Genomic DNA, 22,295 nt, shown 5'->3' on the forward strand with positions numbered 1-22,295 from the left:
TGGTTTCTGACCTGAAATCAGACGAGAATCCCCATGTTTAAACCAGAACTTCTATCTCCAGCCGGAACGCTGAAAAATATGCGTTACGCTTTTGCCTATGGTGCCGATGCGGTTTACGCGGGCCAACCGCGTTACAGCCTGCGCGTGCGTAATAACGAATTCAACCACGAGAATCTCCAGCTCGGCATCAACGAAGCCCATGAGCTGGGTAAAAAATTCTACGTGGTGGTGAACATTGCTCCGCACAACGCCAAGCTGAAAACCTTTATCCGTGACCTGAAGCCGGTTATTGATATGGGGCCAGATGCGCTGATTATGTCCGATCCTGGCCTTATCATGATGGTACGCGAAGCGTTCCCGGAAATGGACGTTCACCTGTCTGTACAGGCGAACGCCGTGAACTGGGCGACGGTGAAGTTCTGGAAACAAATGGGGCTGACGCGCGTGATTTTGTCCCGCGAGTTGTCTCTGGAAGAGATTGCTGAAGTCCGTGAGCAAGTACCGGATATGGAACTGGAAATCTTCGTGCACGGCGCATTGTGCATGGCTTATTCTGGCCGCTGCCTGCTTTCTGGCTACATCAACAAGCGTGACCCGAACCAGGGCACCTGCACCAACGCCTGCCGTTGGGAATACAAAGTTGAAGAAGGCAAAGAAGATGATGTCGGTAATATCGTGCATCTTCATGAGCCAATTCCGGTGCAAAACATTGAACCAACTTTGGGCGCAGGCGCACCCACTGACCAGGTGTTTATGCTGGAAGAAGCCAAGCGTCCTGGCGAATACATGACGGCGTTCGAAGACGAGCACGGCACGTACATCATGAACTCCAAAGACTTGCGCGCCATTGAACACGTTGAGCGCCTGACCAAAATGGGCGTCCACTCGCTGAAAATCGAAGGCCGCACCAAGTCTTACTATTACTGTGCGCGTACCGCTCAGGTCTATCGCCGCGCGATTGACGATGCCGCCGCAGGCAAACCGTTCGACCCTACTCTTTTAACCACGCTTGAAGGCCTGGCACACCGGGGTTACACCGAAGGTTTCTTGCGTCGCCATAATCATGATTCTTATCAGAATTACGATTACGGTCACTCCGTTTCGGAAACTCAGCAGTTTGTTGGCGAATTTACCGGTGAACGCCGTGGCGACCTGGCAGCGGTAAAAGTCAAAAACAAATTCTTGTTGGGTGACAGCCTGGAGATGATGACGCCGCAAGGTAATGTGACTTTCACGCTTGAAGTGCTGGAAAACACCAAGGCGCAACCGATTGACGTTGCACCGGGCGACGGTCACACCGTATGGATGCCTGTGCCGGAAGATGTCTCGCTGGATTATGCGCTGCTGATGCGCAATTTAGCCGGTCAGACCTCACGCGATCCGCATGCTAACTAGTTAATTTGGGGTATTTTTTCACGCCAGGACATTTCTTAGAAACCGATCACATACCGCTTCGCTTGTTGCGGTTATTATCGCCGGGCTGAAAAACATAACCCATAAATGCTAGCTATATCCTGATTATTCAATTTGAAGCATCATGATATATACCAAGAACCACCTCATTGGCCTGTGGAATCTCCCTTCCGCAGGCCTTCTTTTTTGCTAAACTCCGCAGACTCAGCCTGTTCTTACCCGCAAATCCCACACATACGATACACTCAGAATTCAATTACATTTCCTGAGGTCCGCCATGGAGCAGTTTCCCGTATCACTCGTCATTCTGAACGGCAAAGGTGCCAACAATGACATCTTGCGAAGCGCCGTAAAAGTCATGCGTGACGAGGGTTACACGTTACACATCCGCGTTACCTGGGAACAAGGCGACGCGATTCGTTACGTAAAAGAAGCATCCAGTTTGGGTGTCAATACCGTCATTGCTGGCGGCGGCGACGGCACAATAAACGAAGTAGCAACCGCGCTGGCGCAACTTGCTCCTGAAAACCGCCCGGTGTTGGGGATTCTCCCGCTAGGCACCGCGAATGATTTTGCCACCAGCATCGGCATTCCCCAGGAACTGGATAAAGCATTGCAACTGGCGATAGTCGGCAAAGGCGTGCCTATTGACCTGGTACAAGTGAACGAATCCGCCTTCTTTATCAATATGGCAACCGGTGGTTTTGGCACACGTATCACTACCGAAACACCTGAAAAACTGAAAGCTGCACTCGGTGGAATTGCCTATTTTGTTCACGGACTGATTCGCCTCGACACGCTCAAACCTGACCGCTGCGAAATTCGTGGTGAAGATTTTGAGTGGCAAGGCGATGCGCTGGTGATTGGTATCGGCAATGGCCGCCAGGCGGGTGGTGGGCAGGAACTTTGCCCGCAGGCATTGATTAATGATGGTTTATTAGAGTTGCGTATTTTTACTGGCGAAGAGTTGCTGCCAGCAATTTTTAAAACGCTGACGCAACCAGACGACAACCCAAATATTATTGATGGGCGTTCATCCTGGTTCGAGATAACCGCCCCGCACGACATTACCTTTAACCTTGATGGCGAGCCGCTGACCAGCCAGAAATTCCGCATTGATATCCATCCCAATGCGTTGAGCTGCCGCCTGCCGCCAAACTGCCCGCTGTTAGGTTAACGGGTTATTTACTGCTGCAAAGCAAAGAAGGCGATCGGCTGGTGGTAAAAAGCCAGCTGGAGCCAGTTAATTGTTTGATATTAAGAAAAAACTTCGCATCGGGTTCTAAATAGAAGTGCGGGAATGTTCTCTTTAATAATGGGAGGTCCGTTGGGCTTCCAGTTGAATCCGTCACTGACTTTGAAATGAGAAAATAATCATTTCCCTTACGCTGAAAATCAAAAAATACATTCTGGCTTACTTGTTCAACCCGAGTATTATTCGATATAACCTCACCCCGTAGCATCACCGTCCCGGTATCACCATTAAAAACATATTGCATCGTAACATTTGCAACATTATCTTTACGATGAAGGGTTAATTCCCCAGCACAGCTAAAATGCGTATTTTTCCAATACAGATAAACCTTAACCGTCGCGATACAGGATGCGATGATCAGCAAGCCTACTAATAACCATGCAGTATTATTTTTCAAACGCATTTCCATTATCCGTTATAACATAATGTGTGACACAGTGATTCTTTCGCCAGGCACTAAATGGACGTTCACAGGCCACAGCAGAAAAACGGGCAAAATTGTTATAAGCTGTTAAATAGACATAATGAAAATCTTCACAATTCAATTTAAAATCACGCGCAAATAAGCGATGTTTTTTATAGTCAGTGGTATCGGAATTCACAAAATAACTGCAGTTACTTTGAGTTATTAGCGGTTTAAATTCTGTGAAGCGGTTATCCATGCTGGCTTGCCAAGCCAAAAACGTGCCACCTAAACAGAGCACTAGCACCATTGTACCTAAACCAAATCGCCCCTTACTGAACGAAGAAGACAAACGGCGCGCAATCTTACGCGGCGGTGTTGGCTCAGGCGTAGAAGGTTGTGATAGCTCCGTAGCAATGATTTCAACTTCTTCACTGCGGGTTATTTTCAAGGTATTTTCAAGTTTGACCCCGACCTTTGGGACCGTGACGATATAGTCCTCATTAAGGCCAAACTCTTTAAATGCCCGCCGCAAAAGGGAAATATTTTGATAGAAGGTATTATTGGTTACCTGGGCTCCATTACTCACCCAGACTTCATGGAAAAAGTGTTCCCGAAGCACCACTTCCCCTTGATAATTAACCAACAATGCCAGGCATCTACTCGCAGGTATACTCAGTGATAAGGGTGGTCGGTCGCTATTAATAGCGATAATCCTGTGTTTTTCAGGTAGAAAGGCCGCCACGCCATTCAAGATAATTTGTTTATTCACGCTGTTCCTTACGTATTCAGATCTGGGGGTGTAAAGGCTTATTAGATCTGTTTATTTAATCGACAAAGCATAACCCCACTGATTTCCCTCATCGTTTATTATGACAAATTTAACTACACCGTCCTGTAAATCTACCTTATTAAACGTAAAGAGCGGCTGCTGCGAAAAAGGACTTAAGGTCATTCCCGAAGCAGAATACCCGGCTATTTCTACCGCAGCCAAAGAGATATTCCAGGGCGTAGGGTTGGATACTGTCACTCCCTCACCCGAGCGCGTAAAACGTAATTGATTTCCCACATCTTCAGTCAGCTTCCCCACTCCAGCTGGACGCCAAAACACTTTCAGCTGCGTACGAAATGCCAGCAGGATTTTTTCATTTTGTACCGCTGGCTGATTAGGTGGGATCTCATAAATATTCAGCCAAAACAATGATTCACGGTCATCTGGCAAACCTTTAGCGCTGGTTAGCAGCCTGACAGAACGCTGCTCAAGCGGCGCCAGACGAAAAATGGGTGGCAGTACGACAAACGGCGATTCGGCAGTTTGCGGAATACCGTGAGGGTCGCCATCGTCAATCCATGCCTGCACCATCACCGGATAATCAGCACTGTTAGCAAGCGTAATAGATTGGGTCGCCGCTCCCTTCTCAAAGACCACCCGCGTGGCACTCAGGTTGACCACCGCTTGAGCGGGCAAGGCTAAACATAGCCAAAAAAACAGCAATCTACTGAAGACGCATAAGGATTTGGGCATGAGCCTGATACCTCCCTGCTTCCAGTTGATCACTTGAGAAACGTTCAAGACGCGCTTCAAATGTTTCGTGGTAGCTATCAACACCACTCTGGGTTGCGGTTTTTACCTGCGCGCCCCCCAACACAGGCACCCAACCAGCGCCTGCGCCTGTTCCAGCGACGTCGGTGGTCAAGAAGTTCATCGGGAAACCATTGCGTAATATCCTGACGCCAACACCCCGCGCATGACCCGGTGCGCCGTAAGCATCATCAAGTAAGTGAGTCACCGCATTCCCGCTAATCAGGCCGTATTTTTGCGCTGCCAGGACATTCGCTTCCGGAGCCAGAAACCCGAGTGCGACGTTCTGCTTGTTGGTGACAACCCCTGAAACCACATTGGATTCGCAAGCAAACTCCAGCGAGAAAGGTGCACTGACGCTGCGTCCAGCTCTGATATCCGTGGCACTGACTCTTGGTAATTGCACAAAAGGTGTGAAATGGGTTACCTGGCAAATCGCCCCTCGCCGCACGGTAATCCCATTATTGTAAAGGCTAATGACCGATGGCCATTCGTGATACCAGCCAGCCCAGTTACCGCCACGATGCGCCTGGCCCACTTTGATGCCGTTCGAATCAAGTCCTGGCCCGCGAAACACAACATAAGCATTAGGGTTTACCCCTGCAAAAGTGTACGTCGCAGCCGAGCTAATAAAATATCGCGTATCCGCTGTTTTCATCAGCTCCACACGAATCGGCGAAAAGTTTTTGGCTTTAATTAAAAAGTTGCCGTCTTTATCCGTATCAAGGTTAGTCATGGCGATCTGCTGCCAGATATCCGTGAATACCTGTCCGGTCGCTTCCAGCGTAATGCGCATCGCCACATTTCTGGCAAGCGTCAGATAAGCCCCCGGCACATCTTGCGCTTCATACCAACCGGCATAGGCGTCATCCCCGTTGGTGGAAAACGCCTGGTAAAGCTGGCCTGCGGTATCGGGCGTACAGCGGAAAAACACCAGTTCAGGGTCCCACCCGCCTTTGTGCGCATATTGGGTAAAAGGAATGCCCCCAGCTGCCGCAAGCACCGTGCCAGGCGGTTGGAAAATATTATTGCTGCTGACATCAATAGATTTACTCACGCCGGTCAACTGCCCGTTCTTGGCATCGGCCCCACTGTGACCCCACCATGAATCAGCTTTGCCATCGCTGGCCGAACTCAGGCGATGTGAACCGAATTGACTGTTCGCACCGGTATACGGGTAAATAATGTATTCACATGCCGCCTGTGCCGTAGCGCTTAACATCATCAGAATGACGATCGCGAGTTTTGTCCTGGTTTTCACTTAATGGTTTCCTTAGGCATCCGAACACTGAGCAGTAAGCGCGATCATCGCCCGCTGAGGTTGGTCATCTGTTAGCTGATATTGAAAAGCGCATCTTTCATCAGGGCCCTCGCCCCAACGCACCGTCAACTGTCCTTTCGTTGTCGGTAAACGGGCATACACCTGGTTTGCCTGCCCCACCATCCCGACAATCTGATTGTGTTCATCAAAGACTTCTGCTCCTGCAGGGAGCGAGCCACGGCGTGTAGTGACATCAATCAGTGCTGCGGTTCCTTTTATCGTTGAGAACGATAATTTCACTGCGGCTCCGGCATACGGTGCAACGCGTTGTTGGTTATCCTCAAGCTCAATGTCGGCCGCCATATTACGGGTGTCTAACTGAACATTATTAAAACGATAGGGAGTTAGCGATGGCACAAGCGCGAAGCCTTGAGCGTTGATGGCTGCGCCCTGGCCATTACTGACGCGTGCCCCTTCGGCGCCCTTGGCTTCCACCAGCGCAAAGGTGTCGCCTAGCCATGGCCCAAGCGTAACGCCTCCGCGATGCACAACTGCGGCACCCCGCATTCCACCTGACCATTGCTTATAGTTTTCTGCCTGCGAATAGCTGCCGTTGAGGGTGCCAAACGAAGTCATTTTTTGCAGCGAGGCGCTCCAGTTCTTTTGTGCCGCCTCGCCCGATGCGTTCTGGTAACCCGCAGAAACGGCATAACTTGCGCTATCGTCTTCAGTGATGGAGCCTGCCAGCGATGCCTGATAATTCGTGCCACTGCTTTTACTATGGCTAGTTGAAAGCGAGAGATAATCTTCACGCTCACCAAACTTCAGCGGCACGGAGAATGTCAGCGTGACAATATTTTCCGTCTGGCCGTGTCTGGCATTCTGCGCTGGCTGCCCATCTGCCCGTCGTGTGGTATCACGCCAGAATGTTTGCTGGCGGCTCGCGGCCAGGTTATAGCTAATTTGTCGCCACTGATTGGCATAACCAAACTGGAGCTGTGTATTGCGTCCCCTCTCGCCGTAGTAATCGCTCACCGAGCCGGAAAGCCATATCGAGCCATAGTCACCCAATTGCTGGTTAACGGTGGCGGTAAACTGGTTGCGCTGCGAAAGCGTATCCGAACGCCAGATATCACTGTTTTTAGCCGCATTTCGTTCACCCAGCACATCACTGAAATCACGATATCCGGCAGTGGAATAGCGGTAGCCCGCCAGTGCCACGTTGGTACCGGTTGCGTTAAATGAACGGCTCCAGGAAAGCTGTGAACGCCAGCCCGTTTGTTTGCCATCCGGGAGTTGAGCGGACGACGCCGTCACATCCGCACCAATCGCCCCAAGCTCTGAAGCCCAGACGCCACCCAGTACCGTGGAGGCGTACTCTTTCCCCAGACGAACGCCACCGTTAGCCGTCAGGCTATTGGCGATACCGCGTTCAAGGGTGAAATCACCGAACCAGTTGTCATCCGTATCGTAATCACGCGCACGGCCAATAACCGCGTTATAGCGCCAGACACCCGGGCGCAATGAAAGCGGCAGCGCAGAAAACGGCACAGTGAACTGGCTGCGGCTACCATCGGCTTCAATCACATCAACCTGTAAATCGCCCTGCCAGGCGGTGCTGGCAAGGTCGTTAATCACAAACGGCCCTTGCGCCACATTGGTTTGGTACAACGTGCGCCCGTTCTGGCTGACGACCACACGTGCGGCACTTGCTGCCGTGCCGCGAATTTCTGGTGCGTATCCTTGTCGGGATTGAGGCCACATCCGTTGGTCGGTTTCCAGTTTGACGCCAGTAAACGCCATGCTGCTAAACAGGTTGCCACCACTGTAACTTTGCCCTGCACTGAGTGTGCTTTGCAGCGCTGCAACCGGGCGTTGTAGCCAGGTTTGTAAGTTATCCCACTGATAACGTTTCTTATCCCCATAACGGCTATAGCTTGCTGAGGATTGCTGGCGCAGTTGCCATAAACCAAAGTTAATGCCCGCTGTGAGCCCCAACCAGCCGTATTCGCTCTGGCTTCCACCCGCATCACTGTAATAAAAGTTACTGTTGTAGTTGGTAAACAACAGGCTTTCCCCCGCCTGCCATTGCTCGGGGGCGACATAATCGTGCGGCACCTGCACCATTTCAGCCTGGGGAATGGCAATATCCAGCCGTAATAGCGCGTTATCAAATACATAACTTGCCCCTGCGACGCGTTTCGCAGGGCTTAAACAGCTTTCGCTGCCGGGTGTGTTTAATGCCAGCACACCATTTTGTTCATAAAATACCACCGGCAAACAAGGCGTAACATCCTCGCCTTCACCACGAAACATCACTCCTTCACGGGCGATAAACCGCCCGTTTAGCCAGATATCCACCAGATACTGCCCCGGAGCCACCGAAGCCTCTCTGTTGAAGCGAGCAAGCCCCTGCCCGTAATCGCTCCCCAACAATAACGCTTCATCGAAGGTGTAGTTTTCGGCCTGCGAGAGGAACGGCAACGCCCATCCACCCAGCAAGCAAAGGCTCAGCCAGTGATGTTTTTCCATAATTTTGCTTCCCTGCAAAGCCGCTAATGCTTCAGTGGAAGTGTTCCGCTCAGATAAGCGCCTTGATCGTTAATCCATGTCATCTGCACGCTGTCACCCGAAGGTGTGCCAGCTAAGGGCCATGATTTTGTCGCACCGGGGGCAATCATCTCACCACTCAACGTCACGGGTTTATTGGCAACCGTCACCACCACATGGGCAATCGATGCGAAATAGCCGCTGTTGTTGGTGAGGCTCAGTTGGCGGCCTGAAACCGAAGCGGTTGTCGTTTTGTTCATCGTGTCCGGCGAACCCTGTAATCCAGCGGGACGCCAGAACACTTTCATACGACTGCGCAGCATCACGATCATCTGATTGGATGCTTCACTCCCTTTAGCCACCGGCGGGATTTGCAAGGTATTGAGCCAGAACACCGACTCTTTATCCTTTGGCAAATCCGCACCGGTATATTGCAAGCGCAGGGTTTGGCCGCTGCGTGCGGCCATGCGAAACATAGGAGGGGTCAGAATAAAAGGTGCGCGCGCGGTTTGCGGTGTTGACTGCTCATCGCCGCTGTCCAGCCAGGCCTGCATGACATTCGGAAAGTCATCCCGGTTGGTTAACTGCACGCTGACTTGCTTTGCATCCGCTGGATACACCACACGATTGCCCGTCATCACAACACTTGCCTGGCTGCTCAAACAGGTACCGATGAGTGCAAACGTAAGCAAACTTCTCCCTAAACTCATGTTTCATCCCCTACGCCGTGCACTATTAAAGATAAGAAATCGCGTACTGCACTGCGGCGACAACATCACCCGCGGTAGCATTGCCGGTTGGCGAGAAGTAGCGCACGGCGTAGTCGTGTTCACCGGACTGTTCTCCTGCCGGGATAGATATCCCTGCAACAGCCATTGGGTTACTTAGATCGATAACCGTGCTGCCCGATGCATCTGTTAGCAATTGCAGCTCAACGTTAGTAGCCGAACCGCTGGTTGCAAGGTTTCCGCTACTGGTAACGTTAGTGCCGATAAATAAGGTTTTAATCTCTAATGTGGCGCTGTCTACGCTGCATCCACTGACGCCCATAGTGAACGTGGTCAGCCCTGCCGAAGAAGCAGCGTCCTTAAGTTCACTTTTAGAGATGGTTGGCAACAGTACGACAGGGTGAGCATCTGAACCGTTAACGGTCACCGAGCAGGTTTGTTCAGTGATCTCACCTTTAAAGGTAATGGTGTTTGTTGATTCCGCGAAAGCCGCGCCACTTAATAAAGCTGCCGTGCCGAATACTACAGGTAATAAAGTTTTCATCTTGTTATCCTTGTTGTGTTGCTTCGTCCTTATCGTGCAATGCGGAATCCCAGAGCAAATAAGCCTGTTACTGATAAATAAACAGATAAGGTTAAGCAATTGAGAATGAGATATATAACCCTAAGCAGAAACATTGCAGAAGGTATGGTCATGTTATTGCTTATTAGGAAATTTCCTAGATTTGTTTTCTGAATAATCTTTGGTGTCTTTCTTATATAAGAAAAATACCTTATATAAGAACAAATTATTTCATATAATTTATATAGTTATGAAAAATTCAGGGGAGTGAGAACGGAAGTTGAAAGGAGCAGAATTATTAATCTTAACCATATAAAAATGCGCCAGGGTTTGCCTGACGCACGGTATTACTGAAAGCAATCATTAATTAAAACTGAGCCACCTGACTTGCCATCTCCCGGCTATATTGCCGACTGGCATTCACCAGCATTTGGGTATAAGGATTTTGCGCCGCACCGCTAATTAAATTATCGGTGCTGAGTGACTCAAGAATCTTCCCGTGTTGCATTACACCGACGCGATGGCATAAATGCGCAATGACGCCTAAATCGTGCGTCACCATTAAATAGGTGAGTTTCGATTCTTGCTGTAAATCCGAAAGTAAATTGAGAATTTCCGCCTGCACCGAAACATCCAATGCTGAAGTAGGTTCATCAAGCAGCAGTACTTCCGGTTCAAGTATCAGCGCACGTGCAATCGCCACACGCTGGCGCTGCCCGCCAGAAAGCTGATGCGGATAACGGCTGCGAAACGCCCGGTTCAGGCCGACTTTATCGAGCATCATGTTGATGCGGCGGTCGCGGTCGGTGAAACCATGTATTTGCAGCGGCTCCTCCAGAATATCACCGATGGTATGGCGCGGATGGAGCGAACCGTAGGGATCCTGAAATACCATTTGCACCATGCGGCACCGTTCGCGGCTGATTTTGTGCTCGAGTTCCGTCCCATCAATTACCAGTTTTCCCTGCCAGTGGGTAAACAACCCCGCCAGGCATTTCAGCACCGTCGTTTTCCCGGATCCCGACTCCCCCACCAGGCCAAAAATCTCGCCGTGCCCAACGTTAAAATTCACATCGAATAGCACCTGGTTGGTTTTCGCCCCTTCGCCAAAGGTTAAATTGAGCTGGCTGACTTCAATCATGGATGACATTCGTTGCTCCTTATTGGGTTAGCCAACTGGTCTGGCGTTGCAGAACCGGCAGATGCGCACGCCGTTTGTCCATATCCGGCAAGGCGCTGATAAGCCCCTGCGTGTACGGATGCTGCGCATTATCCAAATCTTTTGCGGCGATAGATTCCACTACCCGCCCGGCGTACATAACCAGCACGCGGTCGCAGAAACTGCGCACCAGGTTGATGTCGTGGCTGATGAAAATCAGCCCCAGCCCACGCGATTGCACTAAATCATCCAGCAGCGCCAGCACCTGTAAACGCACAGACACATCGAGCGCGGAAGTCGGTTCATCGGCAATCACCATTTCCGGGTCGGTAATCAGCATCATGGCAATCATGATGCGCTGCCCCTGGCCGCCAGAAACTTCGTGCGGATAGAGGTTATAGACGCGTTCCGGCTGACGAATGCGCACCACTTCGAGCATTTCCAGCACCTTTTGCTTCGCTTCTTTATACCCGACGCGATGGTGCGTCAGCCACGCTTCCGCAATTTGATCCCCGACGCACATCACTGGGTTTAGCGAGTATTTCGGGTCCTGCATAATCATAGAAATACGTTTGCCACGCACATTACGCATTTGTGCGTCAGTGGCATTGAGCAGATCAACATCGCCAAATTGCATACGATCGGCGGTGATCTGCGCTTTTTTAGGGTGAAGCTGCAACAGCGCACGCCCGACGGTGGATTTCCCGGAGCCGGACTCGCCGACAATCGCCAGCTTTTCGCGCCCGAGCTGGAATGAAACGCCACGCACCGCGTGGGTTTGCTGGCGACCGTTCACAAACGTCACATTGAGGTCGCGTACATCAAGCAGTTGCGGCGAATTATTCGCTGCGAGGATCGAGGATGTCACGTAGGCCGTCTCCCAAGAAGTTGAATGCCAGACTGTTGATTAAAATCGCCAGCCCCGGAATCGTTACTACCCACCAGCACTCCATCATGTAAGTGCGCCCGCTGGAAATCATCGCGCCCCACTCTGGCTCTGGCGGCTGTGCGCCAAGGCCCAGGAAGCCAAGCCCGGCAGCCGTCAGAATAATGCCCGCCATATTCATGGTGATACGGATAATGACCGACGGCATGCACAACGGCACAATGTGACGCCACAGCACACGCACCGGCGAAGCCCCTTGTAAACGCACCGCAGAGATAAAATCAGCCTGCCGTAACGAGAGCGTTTCCGCACGCGCCAGGCGGGCAATCGGCGGCCACGCGGTGAGCGTAATCGCGATCACCACATGCTCAAGGCCGGGGCCGAGTGCGGCCACAAACGCCAGCGCCAGCACCAGGCTTGGGAACGAGATAAAGATATCGGTAATACGCATCAGCACCATATCGACTTTGCCGCCAAAATATCCGGCGGTCACACCGAGCAGTAAACCCAGCGGGCCAACGGTGACTGACACCAGCAGCACGATGTAAAGCGTAATGCGCGAGCCATAAACCAGGCGGCTGAAGATATCGCGACCAAACTCGTCGGTGCCAAACCAGTGCGTCGCGTTGGGTGCCGTTAGCGCGCGATTCAAATCTTGTACCAGCGGGTTATACGGCGCTATCCATGGCGCGAAAATCGCCACCATCAGCAGCAAGAAGACAATCCCCCCACCAATGGCAGTCAGCGGATTTCGCGCCATTTTGCCGATAAACCCAACCGCGCGAAGACCTGCACGTTTAACGCGCAGCGAGCGCTCATCCGCCGCCGTCAGTTGTGGTGTTCCAAAGGAAACCGTCATGATTTTGTCCTCGGATCAAAGAGTTGGTAGAGCATGTCGGACAGCAGATTGAGCAACACGAAGATCACCCCGACCACCAGCACACAGCCCATCACCGCATTCATGTCGCCGAGCAGCAAACTGCCCGTTAAATAAGAACCAAAGCCCGGCCACGAGAACACGGTTTCAATTAACACCGCGCCTTCGAGCAGTGAGCCGTACGCCAACGCCACCACGGTTAGCAACTGCACCAGAATGTTTCGGAACGCGTGGTTCCAGATAACCTGGCGTTCGGTCAGCCCTTTTACCCTTGCGGTAATAATGAATTCCTGCGACAGCTGCGCCAGCATAAAGCTGCGCGTCATTCGGCTGATGTAGGCCATTGAGTGAAAACCGAGCAGTGAGGCAGGCAGAATCAGGTGATTGAGCGCGTTGAAAAACACCGCGCTGTTTCCAGCCAGTAGCGCATCCACCAGCAGCAAACCGCTGCGGCGCGGCACAACGCCATCCAGCCCTAAATCAATGCGCCCTGCACCGCCTACCCAACCCAGCCAGGCGTAAAACAGCAGCAATCCCATCATCCCGACCCAGAAGATCGGCGTCGAATAACCGGCGAGGCTGATAATTCGCACTGCGTAATCCACCACGCTGTTGCGACGCGCCGCCGCCCAAACGCCTAGTGGAATACCAAGGCCCGCACCGACGATAATCGCCACCGTCGCCAGTTCAAGCGTTGCCGGGAAGACACGCAGAATGTCATCCACCACCGGTTTCCCGGTCAGCAGCGCGTTGCCTAAATCGCCATGCAGCAGGCCGCCGAGATAAATCCAGAACTGCGTTGCCAGCGATTGATCAAAACCGAGCTGGTGATAAACCTGCTGATAGGTGCTTTGGTCGGCATCCGGGCCGACAATCGCCAGCACCGGGTCGATAGGCATCACGCGGCCAATGAAAAAGGTCAGCAACAGCAGCCCAAACAAGGTGATCAACACCTGGCTTAAGCGCTTTGAAAAACGCCGGGCGCGGCCGCCCGGTGCCAGCAAAATCATGCTCATCCTTTGTTCTCCCCATGCTCTGCGGTTTGCGTTTTATAAACATCGCGCAGGAAAGTGGTGGCCGACGGGTGCGGCTGGTAGTTCTGCACTTCTTTACGCACCACCACCGAGTCCACCATTTGCGAAAGCGGCAGCAACGCCGGGATCAGCTCGTCATAACGCGTCTGAATGGCCTGATATTCCTCGAGCTGTTTTGCCGGGTCGCGCTCGACCAGCGCCTGGTCAATTTGCTGATTAATTTGTTTGTCGTAGAAGCTGGTGCGCCAGCCCTGGAAGTTAGTCAAACGCGCCGCGTCGCTGTTATCCGGGTTGTAGACCAGCGATCGCAGGCTGGAATGGGGATGCGGTTCTACGCCGCTGCCGCCACGCCCAACCAACATGTCGAACTTACGTTCACGCATCGCGCCGTAAATCTGGTTGCCGGTTCCGGTGACAATTTTGGCGTTAATGCCCGCCTGCATCAGCGTGGACTGCACCGCAATGGCGATGTTCAGGAACGGCTGATCCGCCAGCACGCGCAAAGTGGTGTCGAATCCATCCGGATAACCCGCTTCGGCCAGCAGTTTTTTCGCACGGGTAATATCCAGCGCGTAACCAGGATTGGGCAAGGTGGCAGGCATTCCAGACTGGATTGGGCGCTGGTGCAGCACGCCATAGCCCGGCATCAGCGCTTTGTTGATGCCCTGATAATCAATCAGATAGCGCACCGCTTCGCGCACTTTCGGGTTGGCGAAATGCGGCTCTTTCATGCTCATGGCAACGTAATAAATGGTGCCTTTTTTTACTGCATCGACCGTCAATTCCGGGTCTTTACGCAGGGCGTTAACGTCCGAAACCGCCATGTTACTGGCAATATCCAGGTCGCCTTTGGCAATCATCAGGCGCAGGGTTTGCGATTCCTGGAAGTGGCGGAACACCACGCGTGCCAGTTTCGGTTCGCCGCGCCAGTAATCCGGGTTGCGCTTCATGCGCAGCACGTCCTTCGCCTGCCACACTTCGAGGCTGAACGGGCCGGAACCGGCCTCGTTGGTCGTCAGCCAGCGATTGCCCCAGTCGTCGTTTTGCACATGCTGCTCGACCGTTTTGCTGTCCAGTACCACCACGCTACCGAGGGCGGCCAGCGAGTAAATCACCAGTTGCGGGTCGTTGGCTTTCGGCAGCGTGATTTCCACCGCTGAAGAATCCAGGGCTTTCACATGTTCATCGACGTTCTTTTTGCTAAAGCCGTAGGATTTCCACACCGATGCCTGCGCCAGGTTCAGGTGCAGCACGCGGCGCATCGACCACACCACGTCGTCTGCGGTGAGTACGTTTCCAGAGTGGAATTTCACGCCATCGCGCAGGTGAAAGGTCAGGCGATTACCGTCTGGTGAAATCTCCCAGGATTTCGCCAGTGCCGGGCGCACGTTAGTGAGTTTTGCCGGATCTAATTCCACCAGCGAGTCATAGAGGTTTACCACCAGCCCCACCACTTCATTGCCGGTCATCGCGGCCGGATCAAGCGTGAGCAGGTTATTCATATTCATGCCGATAATCAGCTGGTCAGGCGGCGTTTTGGCCACCACCGAACTGCTGCCGAACATGAACAGGAGCGTGAGTAGCCACGCCCCCAGCCGGGAGCTTCGATTCATGATAGATACCGTTTTTGTAGGGTCAGTATTCCCCGGCGTCTTTCGCGCCGGGATTATTATTTTTGCGCGGGTTAATCGCGGCTAACGGTGTTCATCTCGATATATTCAAAATTGATGTCTTCACCCAGGCCCGGACGCTGTGGCAAATGCACAAAACCGTCGGCGTCCATCGGGTCTACGATGCTGTTGAGGTAGGCTGCGGGTTCATCGTATTCGAGGAACGGATGCAGTAAACCACGCTCGTACCAGCGGCAGTTGCGAATCGCGCCCACCACGGCGAGGCTTGCCGCACCGTTGCCGTGAACTTCGCAGTCCATACCGAAGGATTCCGCAAGTGCCGCCACTTTCATAGTTGGCGCAATCCCGCCGACGCCGTTCGCCCCGGCGCGCAGAATATCGCAGGCACCCGCCTTCACCCAATCGGCGCGGCTGTGGTGCTTGCCACCGAGACTTTCTGGCCCGACAACATCAATCGACAGGTTCTCAGAAAGCCAGACGTAAGACGCCATGCTCTCTTCTTCCATCGGCTCTTCAAACCACGCGAAGTTGAGTTTTTCCAGTGCCTTGCCGATGTACAGCGCCTGGCTGCGGCTATACCAGTGGTAGCCGTCGAGCATTAAATCGATATCCGGGCCAACGGCTTCGCGCACGGCGGCGCAGGCTTTGACATCCATTTTTGGGTCTGGCGCGAACGCAACAGGCGGCATCCAGGTGTGGAGTTTTATGGCTTTGTAGCCACGAGCGACCAGTTTTTCAGCGAACTGGCCAAATTCGTCTGGCGTAGATAACCCGCCTTCCAGTTCGTCCCCGCACATGGTGCTGCCGTAGGCCGGGACTTTGTCACGGAATCCACCGAGCAATTTGTAGACCGGGACTTTCAGTTTGCGGCCAATCAAATCCCACAGCGCCTGTTCGACAAACGACAGCGCACGTTCGGTGAGTTGATGGGCGCTGCCACGCTGCCAGTGCACCAGATCTTGCCAGATGCGCTCGCGGTTAAACGGGTCTTGCCCGACTAACACTTTGCGGAAAAACGCATTGACCACATAAGGGCGCACCACTTCTGGCGGCGCGAACGAATACCCGCAATCCCCTTCGTCAGTAGTGATCGTGAGCATCGCCATTTTTGCGAGGCTCTCAGGGCCTGGGTGGGAGTGACCTGCGCTGTCAGAAACACGGCGGGTTGGGTAAGTAAAAACGGTGACGTTTACAGATTCAATTTTCACGGCTGTTAGTGTCCTTTTGTGATTTTAAAACAGCGTTTCACCATCTACTGTATGCGTAAAAAAGCACCTTCGCCTCGTTCAAAGGTGCCTAAATAGGGGTGATTTTTTGGACATCTGCACAGGGGAAAGTGATGTTTTTCACAAAGTGTTATGGAAATGTGACGGAGATAACGGAGGGGGATGCCTATGGCGGAGCGGTGTTTTCCGTTCACCCGAACGTTATTCGATCCCATAAATATCAATGAACGGTGAACGGAAAACAGCCAGGCTTGCAGACTCAAGCCCCCTCATCACGCTATCCCCACCTTCCCATCCAGATAAACATCCTGAACCGCATTAATTAACTTCACGCCCTCAGACATGGATTTCTTAAAGGCTTTGCGCCCCAGAATCAACCCCATGCCGCCTGCGCGTTTGTTAATGACCGCCGTGCGGACCGCGTCCGTCAGGTCAGTCTCACCACCCGCAGCACCGCCGGAGTTTATCAGCCCGGCGCGGCCCATATAGCAGTTCGCCAGTTGGTAACGCACCAGATCGATTGGGTTATCGCTGCTCAGTTTGGTGTACACGCGGTCGTCGGTGTAACCAAAGTTCACCGCCTTGTAACCGCCGTTATTTTCGGCCATTTTCTGCTTCACGATATCCGCGCCAATGGTCGCTGCCAGATGGTTTGCCTGCCCGGTAAGATCAGCACTAACGTGGTAATCCACGCCATCTTTTTTGAAATCGGGATTACGCAGATACGCCCAGAGCACCGTCACCAGGCCGAGTTCGTGCGCCCGCTCAAACGCAACCGAGATCTCTTCAATCTGGCGGCGTGATTCTGGCGAACCGAAATAAATGGTCGCGCCAACCGCCACCGCGCCCATATTGAACGCCTGCTCAACGCTTGCGTATAGCGTCTGGTCGAAGGTATTCGGATAGCTCAGCGTTTCGTTATGGTTGAGTTTGACGAGGAAAGGAATGCGGTGCGCGTAACGGCGCGACACCGAGGCCAGCACGCCATAGGTTGAAGCGACACAGTTACAGCCCGCTTCAATCGCCAGCTCGACAATATTCTTCGGGTCAAAATAGAGTGGGTTTGCGGCAAACGATGCACCCGCGGAATGTTCCACACCTTGATCGACAGGTAAAATGGAAAGATAACCGGTGCCTGCCAGCCGCCCGGTGTTGTACAGCGTTTGCATATTCCGTAGCACCGCTGGCGGGCGGTTGTTGTCCACCATCACGCGGTCTACATAATCCGAGCCTGGCAGATACAACTGGTCTGCCGGAATAGTCATACAACGATGCTGTAACAAGCTGTCGGCGTCTTTGCCTAGCAACTGCGCAATATCAGTCATAATGCACTCCCGTTATTTCAGCGAGCACCCTGCCCGCTGACGATGGTTATTCCTGCCTGCCTTCGAATAAAACAGGCAGCCCTAATCCTGGTCGTGACTGGCAACCTTCGCCACCCAGGGCAGCACTTTAGGTGGGTTTTGGCTTGTAACGGTTTGTCTCCAGGCGGTGTATTTTTGCAACGGCGGTCAAAGAAACAACACAAAGGTATTTAAAAGGTATTATTGATTGGTATTGTTGTGGCGTACCCAACACAATCATGAAGGTTCTAAATATGAAACGTACAACAATTAGCCTTTCATTCATGATGTTTATTGAATGGTTTATCTGGGGCGCCTGGTTCGTCCCTCTTTGGCTGTTCCTGAGTAAAAGTGGCTTTAGCCCGACTGAAATTGGTTGGTCTTATGCCTGTACCGCTATCGCGGCAATTCTTTCGCCGATTCTGGTCGGCTCGCTGACTGACCGTTTTTTTGCCGCACAAAAGGTGCTCGCCCTGCTGATGTTTGTTGGCGCAGTGCTGATGTATCTGGCGGCGCAGCAAACCGAGTTTGTCTATTTCTTCCCGCTGCTGCTGGCCTATTCCCTGACCTACATGCCAACTATCGCGCTGACAAACAGCATCGCATTTTCCAATGTTGATGATGTGGAGCGGGACTTCCCGCGCATTCGGGTGATGGGCACTATCGGCTGGATTGCATCTGGGTTAGTGTGCGGTTTCCTGCCGCAAATGCTGGGCTTTAGCGATGTTTCGCCGACCAACATCCCATTGCTTATCACCGCAGGCAGTTCTGCGCTGCTCGGGGTATTCGCCCTGGCGCTGCCGAATACGCCACCGAAAAGTACCGGCAAAATGAGCGTGAAAGTGATGCTCGGGCTGGATGCCATCGTGCTGCTGAAAGACAAAAACTTCCTGGTGTTTTTCTTCTGCTCTTTCTTGTTTGCCATGCCACTGGCTTTCTATTACATCTTTGCCAATGGTTATCTGACCGAAGTGGGTATGCATAACGCCACTGGATGGATGACGCTCGGCCAGTTCTCCGAAATCTTCTTTATGCTGGCGCTGCCGTTCTTCATTAAGCGCTTTGGCATTAAAAAGGTATTACTGCTTGGTCTTATCACCGCCGCCATTCGCTACGGATTCTTCGTGTACGGTGGAGCCGACCATATCTTTACTTACGGTCTGCTGTTCCTCGGTATTTTGCTGCACGGCGTGAGTTACGATTTCTACTACGTCACTGCCTATATCTACGTCGATAAAAAAGCGCCGGTGCATATGCGCACTGCGGCACAAGGGCTTATCACGCTGTGCTGCCAGGGCTTTGGTAGCTTGCTTGGTTATCGTATCGGCGCACAACTGATGGAAAAAATGTTCGCCTACCCAACACCTGTCAACGGTCAGACCTTCAACTGGGCGGGAATGTGGGGCTTTGGTGCTGTGATGATTGCGGTCATTACCGTGTTGTTCATGGTGTTTTTCCGCGAGTCCGACAAAGAAATCACGACTATTGCCGTTGCTGGCAGCCAATCTGACAAAGATTTAAAGGAAGCATAATGATGGAAAATCGTATTCTGGGTGCCTTTTACGGCCAAGCTTTAGGTGATGCGATGGGAATGCCATCGGAGTTGTGGCCGCGTTCGCGGGTAAAAGCGCACTTTGGCTGGATTGACCGCTTCCTGCCGGGGCCAGCAGAAAACAACGCCGCCTGTTATTTCAACCGCGCCGAGTTTACCGACGACACCTCGATGGCGCTGGCGCTGGCCGATGCGATTATCGAGCATCACGGTGCAGTCAACCCGGACACCATCGGGCGCAATATTCTGCGCTGGGCGGAAGGCTTCGATGCTTTCAACAAAAATGTGCTTGGGCCAACGTCCAAAATCGCGCTGAATGCGATTAAGCAAGGCACGCCGGTCAGCGAGCTGGAAAACAATGGCGTCACTAACGGGGCGGCCATGCGTGCCTCGCCGTTGGGTTGCCTGTTGCCGACGCATAATCTCGACGCGTTCATTGATGAAGTCGCACTGGCCTCCAGCCCGACTCATAAATCCGATCTGGCGATTTCCGGCGCGGTGGTGATAGCCTGGGCGATTTCAAAAGCGATTGAAGGCCGGAACTGGGAAACCATTTGCGATGAACTGCCTTCTGTGGCTCGCCACGCGCAGGAAAAGCGAGTCACTACTTTTAATGCATCCCTTGGGGCGCGTATTGAGCTGGCGTTAAACGTTGCCAGAACCGCGCGCGGCACCGAGTCTGGCATGGAGCAGGTTTACCACCTGGTCGGCACCGGCACCAGCACCATTGAATCTGTCGCCGCAGCGATTGCGATGGTGGAACTGGCACAAACCAACCCTAATCGTTGCGCGATTTTATGCGCCAACCTGGGCGGGGATACCGACACCATTGGTGCGATGGCGACGGCGATTTGTGGCGCACTACACGGCGTAGAAAGCATTGATAGCGAACTTAAACGCGAGCTTGATGACGTTAACCAGCTTGATTTTACGCGCTACAGCCGCCTGTTTATGGGCTATCGCCAGCAAAGGGAGGCGCAAAATGAACGCCAGTGAATTGCATTCCCGCCTGCCGACACTTACGGCGAAACGCCCGGTTTGCGTGCTCGGCTCGGCAGTTATTGACGTCATAGCCGACGCTTACGCCCTGCCGTGGCGCGGATGTGATATCGAACTGCAACAGCAAAGCGTGAACATCGGCGGCTGCGCGCTGAACATCGCGCTCACGCTGTCACGCCTGGGCATTACCTCTAAAAATGCGCTACCGATTGGCCAGGGAACCTGGGCGGATATCATTCGCTCAAGCCTGGAAAAGCAGGGAATCAACAGCGAAATCCATACCACCAGCGGCGATAACGGCTGGTGTCTGGCGCTGGTGGAGCCGGATGGCGAAAGAACGTTTATGTCGTTTCGTGGCGTCGAGCACCAGTGGAATCAGCAGTGGCTGGATAAATTGCAGCTTGCGCCCGGTACCCTGCTTTCGCTGTCTGGATATCAACTTGCCGGGCCGTGTGCCGAATTACTGGTTAACTGGCTGGAATCGCTGCATGACGTGAGCGCATTTATTGATTTTGGCCCGCGGATTGCCGATATTCCTGAGCCACTGCTGGCGCGAATAATGGCCTGCAAACCGATGGTTTCCCTTAACCGCCAGGAAGCAGCAATTGCCGCGCAGTGGTTGAATGTAGCGGGCGATGATATTGCAGGAATTTGCGAGAAATGGCTTGAGCGCTACGATTCGCCGTTAATAGTGCGGCTCGACAAAGAAGGTGCCTGGTTTGCTTCAGCGGAGAGTATTGGTCTGGCAGCGCCGTTCCCGGCCGTGGTTGTGGATACGATTGGCGCAGGCGACAGCCATGCGGGTGGTACTCTGGCTGGGCTGGCGGCGGGCTGGAACCTCGGCGATGCGGTAAGTCTGGGTAATGCCGTGGCTTCTTATGTCGTTAGCCACCGCGGTGGCGATTGCGCCCCCTTTATTGAACAACTCTGCCAATACCCAAAATAATTCGAGCGGCATCGCGGCGGCAAGAGAGCGAGTCCCGATGAGCTTAGTCAACTAAGCGATTCGGGCAAGTGAACGCAGCCAACAAAGATGCCGTTTGAAGTATGATGGGTATTATTCTTCGCAGACAAACACATATAGATCGCTGCGACAATAACTAATGCTGTATTCGATAGGCCGGTTTTGCGGGTCAAACGCCACCTGTTTGATCACCAGAACCGGCACCGGCGTATCCAGCTTAATATGCGACTGGAACTCGCTGTCGGGCATTCTGGCGCTGACGCGGCTACGCGTTCGTTGCGGGATAATATTCTGGCTGCGAAAATAGTCATACAGCGAAACGCCGATGTCATCAGCATTGGCGATTAATTCCGTTGGCACGTAAGACTCTTCCACCGAAACCGCATCTTCATCGACATAACGAATACGTTTCAGCAGGAAAACATCGCTATCGGCGATAATCGCCAGTTGCTCGGCCACATCTGCCGGGCATTTCACCACGCGTTTGTTGACCCACAGTGTGTCAGGCTTTTTACCGCGCAACACAACTTGCTGCGAAAAGCCACGCGCCTCTTTCAGCGAATACTCAAACGTGTTGTTAATCTGCGTGCCGTAGCCTCGGGAACGCGTCACCACCCCTTCATCTTCCAGCGTCTGCATTGCTTTGCGCACCGTTATGCGCGAAACGCCGGTCAACTGACTGAGATCTCGCTCCCCCGGCAGAATATTCCCTTGCGGCAACACACCGCTGCGTACCGCCGATTTCACCGTTTCGGCGAATTTCAAATACAGCGGCGTGTTGTCGGCCTGCGAAAACCGCTGGATGAGTTGTTCAATGAGCTGCAGGTGAACCTGTTCCATTTCGCGCAAATGTCCGGAAGATAAGGTGAA

Annotated in this window: 20 protein-coding genes; 5 read left to right on the forward strand and 15 right to left on the reverse strand. The window is 52.9% G+C overall.

The window, feature by feature from the left end:
* Positions 1-33: 33 nt before the first annotated feature.
* Both trhP and yegS read left to right on the forward strand, forming a co-directional pair.
* Positions 34-1,395, forward strand: coding sequence for a prephenate-dependent tRNA uridine(34) hydroxylase TrhP (trhP, locus tag AC0IWZ_RS13435; protein WP_034496690.1), 1,362 nt, complete (start codon positions 34-36; stop codon positions 1,393-1,395).
* A gap of 295 nt (positions 1,396-1,690) precedes the next feature.
* On the forward strand, positions 1,691-2,590 hold the full coding sequence (yegS, locus tag AC0IWZ_RS13440; protein WP_034496790.1) for a lipid kinase YegS: 900 nt from the start codon (positions 1,691-1,693) through the stop codon (positions 2,588-2,590).
* Positions 2,591-2,594: 4 nt separating this feature from the next.
* On the opposite strand, the gene AC0IWZ_RS13445 is transcribed toward yegS, so the two are convergent.
* The 14 genes from AC0IWZ_RS13445 to fbaB form a co-directional block, all read right to left on the reverse strand.
* Positions 2,595-3,065 carry a hypothetical protein gene (locus tag AC0IWZ_RS13445; protein WP_471677074.1) on the reverse strand — a complete coding sequence of 157 codons (471 nt, stop codon included), beginning with the start codon at positions 3,063-3,065 and terminating at the stop codon, positions 2,595-2,597.
* Positions 3,055-3,843, reverse strand: a complete 789-nt coding sequence (locus AC0IWZ_RS13450; protein WP_471677073.1) for a winged helix-turn-helix domain-containing protein — start codon at positions 3,841-3,843, stop codon at positions 3,055-3,057. Before AC0IWZ_RS13450 ends, AC0IWZ_RS13445 begins: the two co-directional genes overlap by 11 nt.
* A gap of 51 nt (positions 3,844-3,894) precedes the next feature.
* The gene (locus AC0IWZ_RS13455; RefSeq protein ID WP_471677072.1) at positions 3,895-4,596 is read right to left on the reverse strand and encodes a fimbrial biogenesis chaperone; all 702 of its coding nucleotides are present in this window, start codon (positions 4,594-4,596) and stop codon (positions 3,895-3,897) included.
* Positions 4,568-5,914 (reverse strand): fimbrial protein, encoded by a 1,347-nt coding sequence (locus AC0IWZ_RS13460; RefSeq protein ID WP_471677071.1) that lies wholly within the window; start codon positions 5,912-5,914, stop codon positions 4,568-4,570. Before AC0IWZ_RS13460 ends, AC0IWZ_RS13455 begins: the two co-directional genes overlap by 29 nt.
* A gap of 12 nt (positions 5,915-5,926) precedes the next feature.
* Positions 5,927-8,446 carry a fimbria/pilus outer membrane usher protein gene (locus AC0IWZ_RS13465; RefSeq protein ID WP_471677070.1) on the reverse strand — a complete coding sequence of 840 codons (2,520 nt, stop codon included), beginning with the start codon at positions 8,444-8,446 and terminating at the stop codon, positions 5,927-5,929.
* 23 nt (positions 8,447-8,469) lie between these two features.
* Positions 8,470-9,174, reverse strand: coding sequence for a fimbrial biogenesis chaperone (locus tag AC0IWZ_RS13470; protein ID WP_471677069.1), 705 nt, complete (start codon positions 9,172-9,174; stop codon positions 8,470-8,472).
* Positions 9,175-9,199: 25 nt separating this feature from the next.
* Positions 9,200-9,736, reverse strand: a complete 537-nt coding sequence (locus AC0IWZ_RS13475; protein ID WP_034496797.1) for a fimbrial protein — start codon at positions 9,734-9,736, stop codon at positions 9,200-9,202.
* 385 nt (positions 9,737-10,121) lie between these two features.
* Positions 10,122-10,895, reverse strand: a complete 774-nt coding sequence (locus AC0IWZ_RS13480) for an ABC transporter ATP-binding protein (protein ID WP_034496816.1) — start codon at positions 10,893-10,895, stop codon at positions 10,122-10,124.
* Positions 10,896-10,914: 19 nt separating this feature from the next.
* Complete coding sequence (locus tag AC0IWZ_RS13485) at positions 10,915-11,781, reverse strand: ABC transporter ATP-binding protein (protein ID WP_471677068.1); 867 nt, start codon at positions 11,779-11,781, stop codon at positions 10,915-10,917.
* The gene (locus AC0IWZ_RS13490; protein WP_034496802.1) at positions 11,753-12,658 is read right to left on the reverse strand and encodes an ABC transporter permease; all 906 of its coding nucleotides are present in this window, start codon (positions 12,656-12,658) and stop codon (positions 11,753-11,755) included. Before AC0IWZ_RS13490 ends, AC0IWZ_RS13485 begins: the two co-directional genes overlap by 29 nt.
* Complete coding sequence (locus AC0IWZ_RS13495; protein ID WP_410374070.1) at positions 12,655-13,692, reverse strand: ABC transporter permease; 1,038 nt, start codon at positions 13,690-13,692, stop codon at positions 12,655-12,657. The genes AC0IWZ_RS13490 and AC0IWZ_RS13495 overlap by 4 nt, the downstream gene beginning before the upstream one ends.
* The gene (locus AC0IWZ_RS13500) at positions 13,689-15,323 is read right to left on the reverse strand and encodes an ABC transporter substrate-binding protein (protein WP_471677067.1); all 1,635 of its coding nucleotides are present in this window, start codon (positions 15,321-15,323) and stop codon (positions 13,689-13,691) included. Before AC0IWZ_RS13500 ends, AC0IWZ_RS13495 begins: the two co-directional genes overlap by 4 nt.
* A 71-nt stretch (positions 15,324-15,394) precedes the next feature.
* Positions 15,395-16,549: a mandelate racemase family protein gene (locus AC0IWZ_RS13505; RefSeq protein WP_034496832.1), complete on the reverse strand. Its 1,155-nt coding sequence runs from the start codon at positions 16,547-16,549 to the stop codon at positions 15,395-15,397.
* A 290-nt stretch (positions 16,550-16,839) separates the two neighbouring features.
* Entirely contained in the window at positions 16,840-17,892 is a 1,053-nt protein-coding gene (gene fbaB / locus AC0IWZ_RS13510; RefSeq protein WP_034496834.1) for a class I fructose-bisphosphate aldolase, read from the reverse strand.
* A gap of 272 nt (positions 17,893-18,164) precedes the next feature.
* Here fbaB and AC0IWZ_RS13515 point away from each other — a divergent pair, with 272 nt between their 5' ends.
* Genes AC0IWZ_RS13515 through AC0IWZ_RS13525 form a run of 3 tightly spaced genes read left to right on the forward strand, consistent with a single transcriptional unit; the run spans position 18,165 to position 21,407 of the window.
* Complete coding sequence (locus AC0IWZ_RS13515) at positions 18,165-19,442, forward strand: nucleoside permease (RefSeq protein WP_471677066.1); 1,278 nt, start codon at positions 18,165-18,167, stop codon at positions 19,440-19,442.
* Positions 19,442-20,458 (forward strand): ADP-ribosylglycohydrolase family protein, encoded by a 1,017-nt coding sequence (locus tag AC0IWZ_RS13520; RefSeq protein ID WP_471677065.1) that lies wholly within the window; start codon positions 19,442-19,444, stop codon positions 20,456-20,458. Before AC0IWZ_RS13515 ends, AC0IWZ_RS13520 begins: the two co-directional genes overlap by 1 nt.
* Positions 20,445-21,407 carry a PfkB family carbohydrate kinase gene (locus tag AC0IWZ_RS13525; protein WP_471677064.1) on the forward strand — a complete coding sequence of 321 codons (963 nt, stop codon included), beginning with the start codon at positions 20,445-20,447 and terminating at the stop codon, positions 21,405-21,407. Before AC0IWZ_RS13520 ends, AC0IWZ_RS13525 begins: the two co-directional genes overlap by 14 nt.
* A 111-nt stretch (positions 21,408-21,518) precedes the next feature.
* On the opposite strand, the gene AC0IWZ_RS13530 is transcribed toward AC0IWZ_RS13525, so the two are convergent.
* Entirely contained in the window at positions 21,519-22,265 is a 747-nt protein-coding gene (locus AC0IWZ_RS13530; protein ID WP_471677063.1) for a GntR family transcriptional regulator, read from the reverse strand.
* Positions 22,266-22,295: the final 30 nt, after the last annotated feature.

Source organism: Buttiauxella sp. AC142, from assembly GCF_979253435.1.

Coding starts and splice junctions, on each gene's coding strand:
- AC0IWZ_RS13480 (WP_034496816.1), bottom strand. CDS start 10,895: ATGATTGAAGTCAGCCAGCTCAATTTAACCTTTGGCGAAGGGGCGAAA.
- yegS (WP_034496790.1), top strand. CDS start 1,691: ATGGAGCAGTTTCCCGTATCACTCGTCATTCTGAACGGCAAAGGTGCC.
- AC0IWZ_RS13465 (WP_471677070.1), bottom strand. CDS start 8,446: ATGGAAAAACATCACTGGCTGAGCCTTTGCTTGCTGGGTGGATGGGCG.
- AC0IWZ_RS13530 (WP_471677063.1), bottom strand. CDS start 22,265: ATGGAACAGGTTCACCTGCAGCTCATTGAACAACTCATCCAGCGGTTT.
- AC0IWZ_RS13515 (WP_471677066.1), top strand. CDS start 18,165: ATGAAACGTACAACAATTAGCCTTTCATTCATGATGTTTATTGAATGG.
- AC0IWZ_RS13490 (WP_034496802.1), bottom strand. CDS start 12,658: ATGACGGTTTCCTTTGGAACACCACAACTGACGGCGGCGGATGAGCGC.
- AC0IWZ_RS13470 (WP_471677069.1), bottom strand. CDS start 9,174: ATGAGTTTAGGGAGAAGTTTGCTTACGTTTGCACTCATCGGTACCTGT.
- AC0IWZ_RS13455 (WP_471677072.1), bottom strand. CDS start 4,596: ATGCCCAAATCCTTATGCGTCTTCAGTAGATTGCTGTTTTTTTGGCTA.
- AC0IWZ_RS13520 (WP_471677065.1), top strand. CDS start 19,442: ATGATGGAAAATCGTATTCTGGGTGCCTTTTACGGCCAAGCTTTAGGT.
- AC0IWZ_RS13475 (WP_034496797.1), bottom strand. CDS start 9,736: ATGAAAACTTTATTACCTGTAGTATTCGGCACGGCAGCTTTATTAAGT.
- AC0IWZ_RS13500 (WP_471677067.1), bottom strand. CDS start 15,323: ATGAATCGAAGCTCCCGGCTGGGGGCGTGGCTACTCACGCTCCTGTTC.
- fbaB (WP_034496834.1), bottom strand. CDS start 17,892: ATGACTGATATTGCGCAGTTGCTAGGCAAAGACGCCGACAGCTTGTTA.
- AC0IWZ_RS13495 (WP_410374070.1), bottom strand. CDS start 13,692: ATGAGCATGATTTTGCTGGCACCGGGCGGCCGCGCCCGGCGTTTTTCA.
- trhP (WP_034496690.1), top strand. CDS start 34: ATGTTTAAACCAGAACTTCTATCTCCAGCCGGAACGCTGAAAAATATG.
- AC0IWZ_RS13525 (WP_471677064.1), top strand. CDS start 20,445: ATGAACGCCAGTGAATTGCATTCCCGCCTGCCGACACTTACGGCGAAA.